This is a genomic window from Alteromonas sp. RW2A1 (genome assembly GCF_001886475.1).
Classification (GTDB): Bacteria; Pseudomonadota; Gammaproteobacteria; order Enterobacterales; family Alteromonadaceae; genus Alteromonas; species Alteromonas hispanica.
The window spans coordinates 1,763,943-1,777,718 of sequence record NZ_CP018031.1; the positions used below are offsets into that span (position 1 = coordinate 1,763,943).

General features: G+C 45.2%; 15 protein-coding genes. 7 read left to right on the forward strand and 8 right to left on the reverse strand.

All coding sequences use genetic code 11. The annotated features are described in order from the left end of the window. Positions 1-13 precede the first annotated feature (13 nt). The 3 genes from BM528_RS07950 (at position 14) to BM528_RS07960 (ending at position 2,430) form a co-directional block, all read left to right on the forward strand. Positions 14-1,804 (forward strand): ABCB family ABC transporter ATP-binding protein/permease, encoded by a 1,791-nt coding sequence (locus BM528_RS07950; protein ID WP_071979428.1) that lies wholly within the window; start codon positions 14-16, stop codon positions 1,802-1,804. A 12-nt stretch (positions 1,805-1,816) separates the two neighbouring features. Then, positions 1,817-2,032, forward strand: coding sequence for a DUF3820 family protein (locus BM528_RS07955; RefSeq protein ID WP_071979429.1), 216 nt, complete (start codon positions 1,817-1,819; stop codon positions 2,030-2,032). A gap of 65 nt (positions 2,033-2,097) precedes the next feature. Then, positions 2,098-2,430, forward strand: coding sequence for a hypothetical protein (locus tag BM528_RS07960; RefSeq protein ID WP_071979430.1), 333 nt, complete (start codon positions 2,098-2,100; stop codon positions 2,428-2,430). Between the two features lie 175 nt (positions 2,431-2,605). Here the strand turns inward: BM528_RS07960 and BM528_RS07965 are convergent, their stop codons facing one another. The 4 genes from BM528_RS07965 to BM528_RS07980 all read right to left on the reverse strand — a co-directional run bounded on the left by BM528_RS07965 (position 2,606) and on the right by BM528_RS07980 (position 6,250). Continuing rightward, entirely contained in the window at positions 2,606-3,949 is a 1,344-nt protein-coding gene (locus BM528_RS07965; protein WP_071979431.1) for a class II 3-deoxy-7-phosphoheptulonate synthase, read from the reverse strand. A 79-nt stretch (positions 3,950-4,028) separates the two neighbouring features. Continuing rightward, the gene (locus BM528_RS07970; RefSeq protein ID WP_071979432.1) at positions 4,029-4,793 is read right to left on the reverse strand and encodes an ATP-binding cassette domain-containing protein; all 765 of its coding nucleotides are present in this window, start codon (positions 4,791-4,793) and stop codon (positions 4,029-4,031) included. Then, entirely contained in the window at positions 4,790-5,710 is a 921-nt protein-coding gene (locus tag BM528_RS07975) for a FecCD family ABC transporter permease (RefSeq protein WP_420809539.1), read from the reverse strand. Before BM528_RS07975 ends, BM528_RS07970 begins: the two co-directional genes overlap by 4 nt. Before the next feature lie 57 nt (positions 5,711-5,767). Further along, positions 5,768-6,250: a low molecular weight protein-tyrosine-phosphatase gene (locus BM528_RS07980; protein WP_071979433.1), complete on the reverse strand. Its 483-nt coding sequence runs from the start codon at positions 6,248-6,250 to the stop codon at positions 5,768-5,770. A gap of 138 nt (positions 6,251-6,388) precedes the next feature. On the opposite strand from BM528_RS07980, the gene pepE reads away from it, so the two are divergent. Next, positions 6,389-7,111 (forward strand): dipeptidase PepE, encoded by a 723-nt coding sequence (pepE, locus tag BM528_RS07985; protein ID WP_071979434.1) that lies wholly within the window; start codon positions 6,389-6,391, stop codon positions 7,109-7,111. Here pepE and bioD read toward each other — a convergent pair. From bioD to bioB, 4 genes are read right to left on the reverse strand one after another with little or no spacing between them, the layout of a single operon-like run. Further along, positions 7,082-7,786 (reverse strand): dethiobiotin synthase, encoded by a 705-nt coding sequence (gene bioD, locus BM528_RS07990; RefSeq protein WP_071979435.1) that lies wholly within the window; start codon positions 7,784-7,786, stop codon positions 7,082-7,084. The genes pepE and bioD overlap by 30 nt on opposite strands. Next, the gene (locus tag BM528_RS07995) at positions 7,786-8,679 is read right to left on the reverse strand and encodes a methyltransferase domain-containing protein (RefSeq protein WP_071979436.1); all 894 of its coding nucleotides are present in this window, start codon (positions 8,677-8,679) and stop codon (positions 7,786-7,788) included. The genes bioD and BM528_RS07995 overlap by 1 nt, the downstream gene beginning before the upstream one ends. Positions 8,680-8,681: 2 nt before the next feature. After that, the gene (locus tag BM528_RS08000; protein WP_071979437.1) at positions 8,682-9,962 is read right to left on the reverse strand and encodes an aminotransferase class I/II-fold pyridoxal phosphate-dependent enzyme; all 1,281 of its coding nucleotides are present in this window, start codon (positions 9,960-9,962) and stop codon (positions 8,682-8,684) included. After that, entirely contained in the window at positions 9,962-11,080 is a 1,119-nt protein-coding gene (bioB, locus tag BM528_RS08005; RefSeq protein WP_071979438.1) for a biotin synthase BioB, read from the reverse strand. Before bioB ends, BM528_RS08000 begins: the two co-directional genes overlap by 1 nt. Positions 11,081-11,189: 109 nt before the next feature. On the opposite strand from bioB, the gene bioA reads away from it, so the two are divergent. The 3 genes from bioA (at position 11,190) to BM528_RS08020 (ending at position 13,580) form a co-directional block, all read left to right on the forward strand. Further along, positions 11,190-12,455, forward strand: coding sequence for an adenosylmethionine--8-amino-7-oxononanoate transaminase (gene bioA / locus BM528_RS08010; RefSeq protein ID WP_071979439.1), 1,266 nt, complete (start codon positions 11,190-11,192; stop codon positions 12,453-12,455). A 120-nt stretch (positions 12,456-12,575) separates the two neighbouring features. Further along, complete coding sequence (locus BM528_RS08015; RefSeq protein WP_071979440.1) at positions 12,576-13,097, forward strand: DUF2937 family protein; 522 nt, start codon at positions 12,576-12,578, stop codon at positions 13,095-13,097. 201 nt (positions 13,098-13,298) lie between these two features. After that, positions 13,299-13,580: a hypothetical protein gene (locus BM528_RS08020; RefSeq protein ID WP_071979441.1), complete on the forward strand. Its 282-nt coding sequence runs from the start codon at positions 13,299-13,301 to the stop codon at positions 13,578-13,580. Positions 13,581-13,776 lie beyond the last annotated feature (196 nt).

Sequence of the window (13,776 nt, forward strand, 5' to 3'; positions counted from 1 at the left end):
ATTGCAGTATAAAATGAGAAGAAATCGCCAACCCATTAACGACGACGAACCAGTAAAATGGCAAGTTTTATCACAACTCATCCCCTATCTTTTTGAATTTAAACAGCGTGTTGCTTTGGCTATTTTGTGCCTAGTAGCCGCTAAGCTCGCCAGTATAGGGCTGCCATACGTTTTGAAATACACAGTGGACAGTCTAAATGGGGATCTCTCAACCCTTGCGGTGGCAGTGCCTATCAGCTTGATAGTTGCCTACGGTGTTCTACGTTTACTCAATGTATTATTGGGAGAAATTCGCGATACCTTATTTGGTCGGGTTACCGAGCGAGCAATGCGTCGTGTCGGCCTTAAGGTTTTCAAGCACCTGCATAATTTGGATCTTGGTTTTCATTTAAATCGCCGAACTGGAGGGCTATCCAGAGACATTGAACGGGGCACAAACGGCATTAGCTTTTTAATGCGTTTTATGGTGTTCAACATTGTGCCTACCTTATTGGAAATAAGCTTAGTGGTTGGTCTTCTGTTATTTCAATTCGGTATTTCTTTTGCGCTAATTATTGTTATTAGCGTTGTTGTTTATGTGGGATTCTCTATGAAAGCCACAGATTGGCGAACCCAGTTTGTGAAGCAAATGAATGAAGCAGACTCAACAACTAACTCTCGTGCTGTAGATAGTTTACTGAATTTTGAAACAGTTAAGTATTTCAACAATGAACGCTTTGAAGCTAACCGCTACGACGAAGATTTGGCCGCATGGGAAATTGCCAGGCGCAAGAACCGCCTATCACTTTTTACGCTTAACGCGGGCCAGGCCAGTATTATTGCCATCGCCATGACTGCCATGATGGCTAATGCTGCGCTGGGGGTTTTAAATGAAGAGATGACCATTGGTGACTTTGTTCTGATAAACGCGTTTACTATGCAAATATTTATGCCTCTTAATTTCCTTGGGTTTGTTTACAGAGAAATTCGCGGCAGCCTAGCCAATATCGATAAGCTATTTAATCTGCTCGAGCAGGTTCCCGCTATAAAAGACGCTGCTGACGCAAAAACATTGCAAACCTCAAATCCTACTGTGAGCTTTAACGATGTTCACTTTTCTTATGGTGAAAAACGCAAAATTTTAAAAGGCATAAGCTTCAGCGTTCCTGCAGGAAAAAAGGTAGCCGTGGTTGGTCCAAGCGGTGCGGGAAAATCTACCATAATGAAACTGCTTTTTCGGTTTTACGAACCGAATTCAGGTGAAATTTGTATCGACGGGCAGCCCATAAATACACTGACACAAGATAGTCTTCGCTCACATATTGGAATTGTTCCGCAAGACACAGTGCTATTTAACGCGTCGTTACGTGAGAATATTCGCTACGGAAACCCGGATGCCTGTGATGAGGAGATTGAACAAGTCATTAAACTTGCTCACCTTGAAGCATTTATTGAAAAATTACCCGAAGGTTTAAATACCACCGTGGGAGAGCGAGGCCTCAAACTGTCTGGTGGCGAAAAGCAGCGAGTGGCTATTGCTCGAGCTCTATTGAAAGGCGCCTCTATTATGATATTTGATGAAGCGACCAGCTCTCTTGATAGCGCATCGGAAAAAGCCATTTTATCCGCGCTTAGAGACGCAGCAAAAGGTCATACAAGTCTTGTTATTGCCCACCGTTTATCTACCATAGTTGACGCCGATGAAATTTTGGTGATTGATGATGGACAAATAGTTGAACGTGGTACCCACGAGACATTACTTGTTAAGCAGGGTGAATACGCCTCACTTTGGCAAAATCAGCAACGCGATAAACTTGAAAACTAGCGAAGAAGTAAAATGGACCCAGCTGATATTAAAGACGCTATCAATCAAACCATGCCTTTTGGAAAGTATGCGGGAAGACGCTTGTTTCACCTTCCGGAGCCGTACTTGGTATGGTTCAACAAGCAGGGATTTCCAGCAGGTAAGTTAGGTGAACAACTTGCGCTAATGTACGAGATAAAGCTCAACGGTCTTGAGTCGGTAGTTGAACCTCTGCTCATTGATGATTGAGCCTTGGCAACTGAGCCTTGCGCTAGCGGCCATTACATATCACCAACCATAAATAAAAGCAGATAATGTCAGTAAGACCTCGAAAACAAAAACGAAGCGAAGTAAACGCACGAATCTTGAAAATTCACGAAGCTATCGCGCAAAAAGTCGTGAATCAACCTGAATTGCTAGGTCAGGTGCACCAAACCCTAGAGCAGCGTTATAAAAATAAGCTTATGCGGTACGGCAGCTATATGCTGTGGCAGAGTATTTTGGAGACTTTTGATAACCCAGAGCTGTTCAAATCTTTATTACTTAGCGATGATGAAAGGACGGCAAATCTTAGGCGAGAAACAATTTTTACGGGCGTACTCTCTGAGGATGAGCGTCAGCAAATCTTAAGCGGTTTAAAAGGATAGCAAGGCCTTTTACTTCAAACTCATACGAAGAGCTGAATGCTAACAAATGCATACTAACAGCGCGACTATCTCAAAATCGCCAATTATGGTTGTTACCTTATCTTTATAGGAACAAAAAAGCGCTGTCAGATTCCTCTCCAACAGCGCTTTTTCAAAATGAGCAGTATTTTTTAACCTAAGCGTTTCGCAAGTGGTCGGCAACTAGAAACGCCATTTCTAACACTTGGTCTGCATTTAATCTTGGGTCACATTGGGTTTTGTACGCCTGCGCCAAATCTTCATCACTTATCTGATAGGCTCCGCCGGTGCATTCAGTCACATGCTGACCCGTCATCTCTAAATGAATACCACCTGCGTGGGTTCCCTCAGATTCATGGGCTTGGAAAAACTGCTTAATTTCTCGCAATATTGCATCGAAATTCCGGGTCTTGTAGCCAGAAGATGCAGAGAAAGTGTTGCCGTGCATAGGATCCGAGCTCCATACCACGTGACGGCCTTCATCTTTCACTCGCTTCAATAAACGCGGTAGGTTTTCAGCAAGATTATCAGCTCCCATTCGGGTGATAAGCGTTAAGCGACCTGGGTCGTTGAGGGGGTTCAATTTGTCAATTAGGCGAATGAGTTCGTCTTCTTCCATGCTCGGCCCCACTTTTACCCCAATAGGGTTGTGGATCCCACGGAAAAACTCAATATGAGCGTGATCGAGTTGACGAGTGCGCTCACCAATCCACACCATGTGCGCAGAACAATCGTAAGGTTTTCCGGTTAATGTATCGGTGCGAGTCAGTGCCTGCTCATAGTTTAGCAATAGTGCTTCATGAGACGTAAACAACGACGTCTCGTGCAATGTAGAACTTGAGTTCGCATTAATACCAATAACGTCCATAAACTCTAACGAGTCTTGAATTCTTGTAGCCATGTCGGTGTAGCGTTCTTTAAGAGGGCTGTTTTCGACAAAAGCCATATTCCAACGATTGACCTCGTGAAGATCTGCCAAACCACCTTGTGCAAATGCGCGTAATAAGTTAAGAGTAGAGGCGCTGCGGTGATAAGCCTCAAGCAAACGATTTGGATCGGGACGGCGAGCCTCTTCAGTGAACTCAAAATTATTAATGATATCGCCGCGATAGCTTGGTAGTGTCACACCGTTTCGCGTTTCAAAATTTGATGAGCGAGGCTTGGCATACTGGCCAGCCATACGTGCCACCTTTGTTACCGGACAGCGACCGGCAAACGTCAACACAATGGCCATTTGTAACAGCACTTTAAACGTATCGCGAATTTTAGGTGCGTTAAACTCGTCAAAAGACTCGGCGCAGTCACCGCCTTGCAATAAAAATCCTTTGCCTAAACTCACTTCACCTAGCTGTCGACGCAACTCTCTGGCCTCCGCGGCAAATACTAACGGAGGATAAGTACTTAAGGTCTGCTCAACATTGCTCAATAGCGCGCTGTCTTCATACTCGGGCTGCTGCAAAATAGGCTTTTGCCTCCAGCTATCTACTTTCCAATCACTCAAGGTTATTCTCCTGAAAAATAAGTCGACGTAAAGTTAGCATTACAAACGTCTGAAAAAATATTTCTTTATTTTACCACACTTATTCTAAGGTGATAGGCGCGCAAACTTGAATTTCTAGAAAGTTATTTTTCTGATTTACCGAAAAGTGACACTCAAAAACTTTTTCTAAATTAAATTGGGTCGCCACCTTAGAGGGGGTTCCGCTAGCGACTATATTGCCCTGTTGCATTAACCATAGCTGGCTGCAATAGTTAACGCTTAGCCCAATATCATGCGAACTCATGATAACCGTATTTCCCTTTGAACAGAGCGTTTGTACTAGTGTTGCCACTGCGTATTGATGACGAATATCTAATCCCTGTAGGGGCTCGTCGAGAATGGCTATCCCCTCTCCTTTCAAAAGCTGAGGCCATATCTGCAGTAGCGCGCGACATATCTCTACCCGCCGCCGTTCTCCTCCTGATAACTGCGTGATTGGCTTATTTAGAAAAGCGGCTATTTCAAGAGCCGTTTCGAGCATGCTTGGAATGATTAAGTTTTCGCTGATACTATAAAAAGACAAATATTCTGAAACGGAAAGAGCAAAGCTCAATTCTAACTGTTGGGCGAGTACCGTTCTCATTGATGCTAGCTCGGCTAAAGACCAGTACTCTAAAGGTTTTCCCTTGAAAGTTATACATCCGTTATCAGGTGAAACAAGCCCCGCAATCGCTGTCATAAGGGTGCTTTTACCTGCACCATTTGGACCAATAACGTGAATACAGTCGCCTTTTTGGGCATTCACAGATACCCCATTTAAACGCTTTTCTATCTCTAAATCAGAAACTTGTATCACTGCGTTCATCTAAGCTGCCCTTTAAGCAACGCCCATATGAGAAGTGGTCCGCCGAGAGTGGCCGTGATCATAGATACCGGCAGCGTTATTGCGCGCGTGAGCTCGGAACACAACGCGACTAGCAGCAATAAGCTCGCCCCAACTAGGGCGCAAAGTGGTAATAAAAGCCTGTTATTGTGACCAATGAGTAGGCGTAAAATGTGCGGCACTAACAATCCAACAAACGCGATAGAGCCAGCCATAGACACAGCAGCCCCCACAGCTACGGCACAAGCCACTAAGCTACGCTCCGTTAGTTTATGAACATCTACGCCACTGCTTGTCGCGGCGACGTCACCTGCATACAAACGATTGTATTTGCTCGCGTTTGAAAACTGAAAGGCTAATGCGGCTATAACGAGCGGCGCGCCAACTACCAAAATTGGCCATGTAGTTTGATATAAACTTCCCATTAACCAAAACGTGAGGTTTCTAAGGGAATTCGCATCGCTAAACAAATACAGCCAGGCGATGGCAGCACCACTTAACGTAGATATTGCAATGCCAGAAAGAATAACCGCTGTAGAAGAACCTAACAGCCTTCTTGCCAATTTATAAATGATGAAGGTAGTGGCTAACGCACCAATAAAACACCCTACAGGGAGAATGTAATGAAGATAATTTTCCGCCCACTGAGGGGTTGCAAGCAATAACACCGCAGCGACCAAGCTAGCACCGCTGGTAATGCCCACTATACCAGGGTCTGCCAAAGGGTTACGAAGCACAACTTGTAGTGTTGCTCCGCTTACCGATAATGCGGCACCAACTAACGTGGCAGTTAGCGCCAGCGGCAGTTGAAGTTGATATAAAATATGAAGCTTTAATTCATAAGGTGTGTCGGTAAATCCCACAGCAGAGAGAACGCCAAAGAGCGCGCAGATAAACACTGTGGCTGCAGTAACAACTGCCGTTTTACCTTTTATCAACGTTCTTCAACCCTGTACTTACGATGGTTTATTTGACGTGTTTTTAATATGAGCAATTAAACCGTCAGAGGCTGATTCAATAAGATCGAGCACTAGTTCGAAACCACGTTTTCCACCGTAGTATGGATCTGGCACCTCCTTTTCTTCTTCATCAGAAAAGTCGAGAAACAAAGAAACCTTATCGTGATATTGAGAAGGGCACATACCGTGTAAGTTAGCCAGGTTGCTTTCATCCATCGCTAATATGTAATCGAACTTTTCAAAGTCACTTTCGTCAACACGTCGGCATTTTAAGCCTTTGAAACTGTATCCGCGCTCTACACCTGCAGCCTGTGAGCGCTTATCAGGTGGATTGCCTATGTGATAGCCATGAGTGCCTGCAGAATCGATAAAGAGATCTAGCCCTGCATCTGCCGCTTTTTGCTTGAACACGGCTTCCGCAGTTGGTGACCGGCAGATGTTGCCTAAGCATACGAATAAGACCGATGTAGATTGTTTCATTCATGTTCCTTTTATACGCAATAGCGCTTATGCGCTAGAGCTCAAAATTTGAAGGCTATGTGAATAGAAGCAGTGCCATACTAAACTTTACCTTTTATTTAGCGTAATATTATATATCTATGATTTTATGGAGTTAGTATGACCGCACACGCACTGATGCTAAGTAGCTCTCGTCAAGGTGACGAGGCATACCTTGAACATGCAAGACCTCATATTTTGGCACACTTGGGAGATATACGCGACCTTCTATTCGTTCCGTATGCAGCCGTTACCGGAACTTACGACGAATACGTGAATAAAGTTGCCGAGGCCCTGCCTGACTGCAATGTTACCGGGCTGCACACAATGGAAGACCCTGTAGCCGCAATCAATAATGCAAAAGCAAACGGCCAAAGTATTGTCGTTGGCGGTGGTAACACCTTCCACTTGCTTTCAACCCTTTACGCCGGTGCGCTTATGGTGCCAATGAAGCACGCTATCGCCGACGCTACGCCCTATATTGGCTGGAGCGCTGGGTCTAATATTTGCGGGCAATCCATACGAACAACAAACGACATGCCCATTATTGAACCACCCAGTTTTGAAGCGCTAAACATTGTTCCTTTTCAGCTAAATCCTCACTACACAGATTTCATACCTGAAGGGCACAATGGCGAGACTCGCGACCAGCGTTTGATAGAATTTACATCACTGAACCCTGACGTTCCTGTCGTTGCCATTCGCGAGGGTACAGCACTCAAGCTCACTGATAACAAGCTTACGCTTGTCGGTGACAAAGACGGGTTTATTTTTTCAGCACACGATAAAAAACGCATTGCGCCCAATACGGATTTAACAGAGTTGCTCCAAAGCGAAGTTTAAAGCTTCGTCTTTGGGTGCTTGCTGAAAGGGAATTTCAGCGAGTAATGGCTCTGGTAGCAGTGCTTTTAGTGAAGCTAAGTTGTCGCTGTAGCGGCTCATGTTCCCAGTTATATCATTAGCTATCCACCCAGCAATGGTCAACCCGTCTTGCCTGATAGCCTCTGCGGTCAGAAGCGCATGATTCAAACACCCCAATCGCATGCCAACTACAAGAATTACCTCCATGTCTATTGCGCTGACGACATCAGACATAAACCGACTTTGCGTTGCTGCTAACGCTGTTCCTCTGGAAGGAATGTTTAACGGCAGTCGCCAGCCTCCGGCGCCTTCCATTAAAAGTAGATCTGGCTGATAAGACTGCAAGTGTGCCAAACCTTGCATAATTTTATCATCACTCAGTACGACATTCTCTTCACTTGCAGCAATGTGAGGGGCTATCGGCGGCTTTAGCGCAATAGGATTTATTTCGCTTATTGGCAGTTGTATGCTGTTGGCTTTTTGAATGTTAGCGGCGTCTTCGTTCACCCATTCGTGATTAATTAGGTCGCATCCCGCGCTCACCGGCTTGTAACCAATTGCTTTTTTATTAAGGCGAGTGGCGGCTGTAAGAAGTTGACAGGTTACGTAGGTTTTACCTACCTCAGTATCTGTTCCAGTTACAAAATATTGCTTCATTATTGTTTTTCCAATCTAAAATGACACACCCGGTAAGTAAGAGGCAGCACCTCGTTTACGCCATGTGTATTTTGATATGCGATAGATAACTTTTTAATGTCTTGGCGATTTAACGGGGGCTGTTGCCTGCCCGTCTCGCCTGCCCCAACACCTTTTACAGAGCGCAATAACGACATAATGTCTTTATGACTGTCTGTGTAATCTCGCGTTATTAAGCGCTTTACCGACAGCTTTGAGAGCTGAAATGCTTGCTTCCATTGGAGAGCAGAAGGCATTGGCGTATTGGCTTGTGGAAGCTGGGCAATTTTCCGCGCGAGTTTAAGCTCGTGGAATGAGCCACTCACCATTATAGCGAGCTCGGCAATGCCGCCAGATTTAAGCACTCTGTAAAGCTCACGCCCCACTTTTTCAGGGTCGTTCACCCACTGTAATGCCATGGATGAATAGGCAATATCAATACTGCAATCGCTAATAGGTAAAGCCTGAGCGCTGCCGTTTTTAAACACAAGCTGGGGAAAAGTATTTCTTGCTTGCTCTAGCATTCCATCAGCGATATCTACGCCTACAGCATTTAGCCCCCGTGTCGATAATGTTTGTGTATGCACTCCCGTGCCACAGCCTATATCGAGGGCGACACCGCTTAATTCCCTAGGTAAATTATTCAAGCCTTGCTGCGCAATAGTATGTTGAATTGAAGCTAGTTTGTTGTATTTAGAAGCGGCTTTAGAAAATCGCTGGGCCACAGCAGACTCTTCTATTTCTATACCTATCCTGGCTTGTGCAGATACAGTGCTTTGCGCGGATGCAATTCTTGGCGCAGGCTTATTTACTGCGCTCGACGAATTTGTTGAAAACGCTGCGCCGGCTGCACCAACTGGGCTATATGAAGACATTTTCACGATATCGCCTCTGCGCTTAGCGCTAAGGCGTCTATCAAAACCTCTATGTCTTGTGCTGTATGCGTTGCCGTTAATGTTACCCGCAGTCTATCTTGGTTTTTCGGAACTGTAGGCTGGCGAATGGCGCTCACCCAAATGCCTCGCTTTTTCAACTCTTCACTAAGCTTAACCGCTTTCTTTGGACAACCTACTATAATAGGTTGAATTGCGCTTTGAGAAGACACAAGAGAGAGACTGCCTGTTAAAGTATCCGTTAAATTAACATCATTAGCACTGCCGCTTTCAAGCGACGGCTTATTATATTCGCCAAATTGTTGAGCAAACCTATCTCTAAAGTGTTCGATATTGGCGCTAAGGCTGTCTCGGCGAGCATGGTCGCTACCAATGTGAGTAAGTGAGTATAGTGTGGCCACCGCTTGTGCAGGAGGCATTGCGGTGGAGTAAACGTAGTGTTTTGAAAAGTTTACCAGAAAATCTATCAAGGTTTGACTACCGGCGATAAACGCACCGCCTGTGCCTATGGCCTTTCCGAACGTGCCCATCACAATAGGTGCCTGTTGCTGAGACAGCTTAAGAGCTTCAACCGTGCCAAATCCGTTTTCGCCCATCACCCCCATACCATGGGCGTCGTCTAGCATAAACCACGCATTATGCCTTTGGGCTATGTCAGCAATTTCAGCGGCGGGCGCAGTATCGCCATCCATGCTGAACACTCCCTCGCTGGCCACGAGAATATCTTGCTCAGACGCGTTTTGCCTCTTTAGCAAACTGTCGAGGTGCTCAACACTGTTGTGTCTAAACCTCCTTAACGACACACTATCGCCTAGAGACATCGCTCCTTCTAAAAAAGAGGCATGCATAAGTTTATCAGCAAAAATACAGGCAGGTTGACCAGAGGTTTTCTTTGGCGCTGCAGACCCAAATAGCGCCATACATACCGCCTGATTAGCAGCAAACCCTGAACTAAACAGCAACGCAGCTTCGCGATTGAGACCATCGGCAAGAGTGGCCTCTAGGGCGAGATGCGCCTGAGAGTGGCCGGTAACTAATGGTGATGCGCCGCTACCACCGCCAAATTGTGCCAACCCTTCTACCCAGCTTTGAAGCAGTCCTTCGTGCTGGCGCATACCCAGGTAATCATTGCTCGAAAAATTGAGATAGTGTTCGCCATTAATGCAAATAATGTTGTCTTTTTCGTATTGTTGGCAAACACGTTCGCGCAGCAGGCCCGCTTGGGCCCGCTGACTTAACGCTTCATCTAACCAAGTAAAGGCCACTACGCCTCCGCAGTTCGCTGCGATTTTTGGTTTGCTTTTGGCTTACTCGCGTCGTAAAAGAGTTCGCTGCTCTCTGGCTCGTTTTGCTGAGCAATTTCTTCTTCAAGCACTTGCTGATGAGCCTCATCGGAAAAATCGCGAGTTCTTTCAGTGTTAATACCAAGCTTTTTAAACAGCATCACATCTTCGTGAGTATCCGGGTTTGAAGTGGTTAGCAGCTTACAGCCATAGAAAATAGAGTTAGCGCCCGCCATAAAGCACAAAGCCTGCATTTGCTCATTCATCGCTTCCCGTCCTGCAGAAAGGCGAACGTGAGATTTTGGCATCATGATACGAGCAACGGCAATTGTCCGAATAAACTCGAAGTAGTCGAGGTCGTCAACGCTATCTAGCGGCGTCCCCTTTACCTTTACCAGCATATTAATGGGCACGCTTTGCGGCTGCTCTGGCAAGTTAGCTAGCTGAACAAGCATACTTGCGCGGTCTGCCGCCGTTTCGCCCATACCCACAATGCCGCCTGAACACACATTCATGCCGGCTTCCCTAACGTTTTCCAGGGTATTTAAACGGTCTTCATAGGTGCGAGTGGTGATGATATCGCCGTAATATTCCGGTGATGTATCAAGGTTGTGATTATAATAATCTAGGCCAGCCTGCTTTAATGCAACGGCCTGGTCGCGCGTGAGCATGCCTAAGGTCATACACGTCTCAAGCCCAAGCTTTTTGACCTCTTCAATCATGCTTACAATGTAGGGCATATCGCGGTCGCGTGGGTTACGCCATGCTGCTCCCATGCAGAAACGAGTAGAGCCAACCTGTTTTGCTTCTTTGGCGCGTTCTATCACCTTGTCAATTTCTAACAAACGCTCTTTTTCAAGACCGGTGTCGTAACGCGCGCTTTGCGGGCAGTATTTACAATCTTCCGGGCAGGCCCCAGTTTTTATCGACAATAACGTACTTACCTGCACTTCGTTAGGATTAAAATGCTGTCTATGCACTACCTGTGCTTGGAAGAGTAAATCGTTAAATGGCATGTCGAACAAAGCTTTAACTTCGTCTTTAGTCCAATCGTTACGAATCGTTGTCGTTGACGCATTTTGCGCTGAAGCCGCGGTCATTGAATGTCCTTTACTTGTTCTTTACTAAATTAGAATGCTGGCTTAGTCTATGCGTCATTACAAAGTTGTCAACTCTGACCATTCCAAAATATTTACTAACGGTTAAATTTTGAACAATATAGATTTTGATAAACAGCACATTTGGCATCCGTATACTTCTGCGGTGAATCCATTGCCTTGCTACGAAGTGACAGGCGCAAGTGGCGCGGAACTTACATTAGCCACCGGAGAAGTGCTTGTTGACGGCATGTCCAGTTGGTGGGCAGCGATCCACGGCTACAATCATCCCGAACTCAATAAAGCGGCTCACGATCAGGTAGATGCATTTTCTCATGTCATGTTTGGAGGCATAACCCACCAGCCCGCAATAGATGTGTGCAAGTCTTTGCTACAAATGGTTCCAGCTGGACTAGAGCGTGTTTTTCTGGCCGATTCCGGGTCTGTATCGGTAGAAGTCGCTATAAAAATGTCTATTCAATACTGGGCATGCCAAGGGCGACCTGAAAAATCTCGAATTGTAGCGCCACGAAACGGCTACCATGGAGATACTTTTGCGGCCATGAGTGTGTGTGACCCTGTTAATGGCATGCACAGTTTGTTTGAAAGTGTATTGAGTAAGCAGATTTTTGCGCCAGCCCCGCAAACTCGTTACGGACAAACTTTTAGCGAAGAAGACATTCTCGTACTTGAAGAATTGTTTGAAAAAAATCACCACCAGATGGCTGCACTTATTTTAGAGCCTATCGTACAAGGCGCTGGTGGCATGCGAATGTACCACCCCGAATATTTAAAGCGCTGTCGTCAATTGTGCGATACCTACGACGTACTGCTTATATGTGACGAGATTGCCACGGGGTTTGGTAGAACAGGAAAATTATTCGCCTGCGAACATGCGGGCATTACGCCCGACATCATGTGCCTAGGCAAAGCATTAACCGGCGGGTATTTAACCATGGCTGCAACGCTCTGTACTGAAGATGTTGCGCTTGGCGTTTGCCAGGGTTCCCCTGGCGTATTTATGCACGGTCCAACGTATATGGGTAACCCGCTGGCCTGTGCAGTTGCTAACGCTAGCTTATCGTTGATCAATGAGAATCATTGGCAGCGTCAGGTTCCCGCCATAGAGCAACAATTACACAGTGAGTTAGCAAAATGTGCAGACTTACCGAGCGTCGCAGACGTTCGAGTTCTCGGCGCTATTGGGGTAGTTGAGACAGTACAGCCGGTAGATGTAGCAGAAATTCAGCGTCACTTTATAAAGCAAGGGGTGTGGATAAGGCCTTTTGGTAAACTGGTATACATTATGCCTCCTTACATCATTAGCGCTGAGCAGTTAAGCCGCTTAACTCATGCGATCTACAGCTTTTTGAAGTGATCATTGAGGGTGTTTGAAGCTGTGTATTCTTTGCACCTAATAAGTGCAAAAAGTTCATTAGTTTGGGTGGCTAAGCGTTGCATTGGCAATTGTTGAATAGAAATAAGGTGAGGTAGGTAGATGATAACGCGGGTTCTAGATAAAGTTGTTTTTGCGGTTTTATTTATTATCACGCTGCAGGTACCTATTCTTGCCGACCATTACAGGCAGTATCTCAACGGTTATTACGATGCCATAAGAGATGAAGTTACCTCTTCGTCAGAATTAGCTAAACAACACGGCTTTTCATCGGTTGAAGCTATGCTCGATAGCCTGAAACAAAATGACGAAGCCTTAGTTCGCGATAGCGCTTCACAAAAAGCAAAGCGCTTTTCTATGATTGAATCTATAGAGCACGGCATGCGTACGCTAGAATATGGTCACTATTTTGAAAAATTGATGTACATGTCTAGCCCATCACAGTTTTCAACCCTGAAAAAAGTCGTCGATAACTTTCGGCCTTCAATTCCTCTCACACCCGCCTCGGTTATATTTAGCCTGGTTACCGCCATTTTACTTAATTTACTCATTTGGACGCCCCACTTCTGCTATTGCCAGGTGAAAAAGGTTAAACGCAAACGCACCTCTTACTCCTATAAATGATTTTCTTACTGCAAATATAATTTGTACCTTCGTACCCAAGCGTCGTTAGGTTTTGTCCTCTGAACATTGAGCTTGTGTCATATTGGCATTGTAGATGCTTTATCTAATAGTAAGCGAGTAATCTTTGTTTAGGTTTCTAACGAACCAAACTTATTAAACACATTGATTTACTTAATTTTTATAGATTTAGGAGAGCTATTTATGCCAAGTGATGCACAGTTACTAATCGGGAAGGTGTTGCAAATAAAAGACAAGTTGAATGCGAAGCGCCACGCCATTCCTAGCGATCTTCAGAAAGAATGGGATGCACTAAACGGCCAAACCGCCTGCTTTGAAAGTGACGCTTTATTCAACTCGGCGGTTAAAGGCCAAAAAATGAATAAGCAAATTGACTATACCGGTTCAGTTGAAGAGTTATCTCAATTGGTATCAAAGCTAAAGAAGCTAAATAAAAAAGTAACGATTACTCAAGTACGTCACTAACAGTGAATTACCTATGCTATTGGATAGAGTTTAAATTGGACCAAAAGTGGCTTAGTTGTAATAGGCTTAGTTGTAATCGCTTTAGTTGTAATGGCTTTAATCGAGATTGGTTTAGTTGAGATAAGTTCACTTCATAGCCTGCGCAAAGCAAGTCGTCTTTTGATTAACGATTCGCAAAGACTAAGGCAAATAGTGA

What these genes read in the sequence shown, in the direction of transcription:
- BM528_RS07950 (WP_071979428.1), top strand. Translation starts at nt 14, where the DNA reads ATGAGAAGAAATCGCCAACCCATTAACGACGACGAACCAGTAAAATGG.
- BM528_RS07980 (WP_071979433.1), bottom strand. Translation starts at nt 6,250, where the DNA reads ATGAAACAATCTACATCGGTCTTATTCGTATGCTTAGGCAACATCTGC.
- BM528_RS08020 (WP_071979441.1), top strand. Translation starts at nt 13,299, where the DNA reads ATGCCAAGTGATGCACAGTTACTAATCGGGAAGGTGTTGCAAATAAAA.
- bioD (WP_071979435.1), bottom strand. Translation starts at nt 7,786, where the DNA reads ATGAAGCAATATTTTGTAACTGGAACAGATACTGAGGTAGGTAAAACC.
- pepE (WP_071979434.1), top strand. Translation starts at nt 6,389, where the DNA reads ATGACCGCACACGCACTGATGCTAAGTAGCTCTCGTCAAGGTGACGAG.
- BM528_RS07960 (WP_071979430.1), top strand. Translation starts at nt 2,098, where the DNA reads ATGTCAGTAAGACCTCGAAAACAAAAACGAAGCGAAGTAAACGCACGA.
- BM528_RS07970 (WP_071979432.1), bottom strand. Translation starts at nt 4,793, where the DNA reads ATGAACGCAGTGATACAAGTTTCTGATTTAGAGATAGAAAAGCGTTTA.
- bioB (WP_071979438.1), bottom strand. Translation starts at nt 11,080, where the DNA reads ATGACCGCGGCTTCAGCGCAAAATGCGTCAACGACAACGATTCGTAAC.
- BM528_RS08015 (WP_071979440.1), top strand. Translation starts at nt 12,576, where the DNA reads ATGATAACGCGGGTTCTAGATAAAGTTGTTTTTGCGGTTTTATTTATT.
- BM528_RS07995 (WP_071979436.1), bottom strand. Translation starts at nt 8,679, where the DNA reads ATGTCTTCATATAGCCCAGTTGGTGCAGCCGGCGCAGCGTTTTCAACA.
- BM528_RS07955 (WP_071979429.1), top strand. Translation starts at nt 1,817, where the DNA reads ATGGACCCAGCTGATATTAAAGACGCTATCAATCAAACCATGCCTTTT.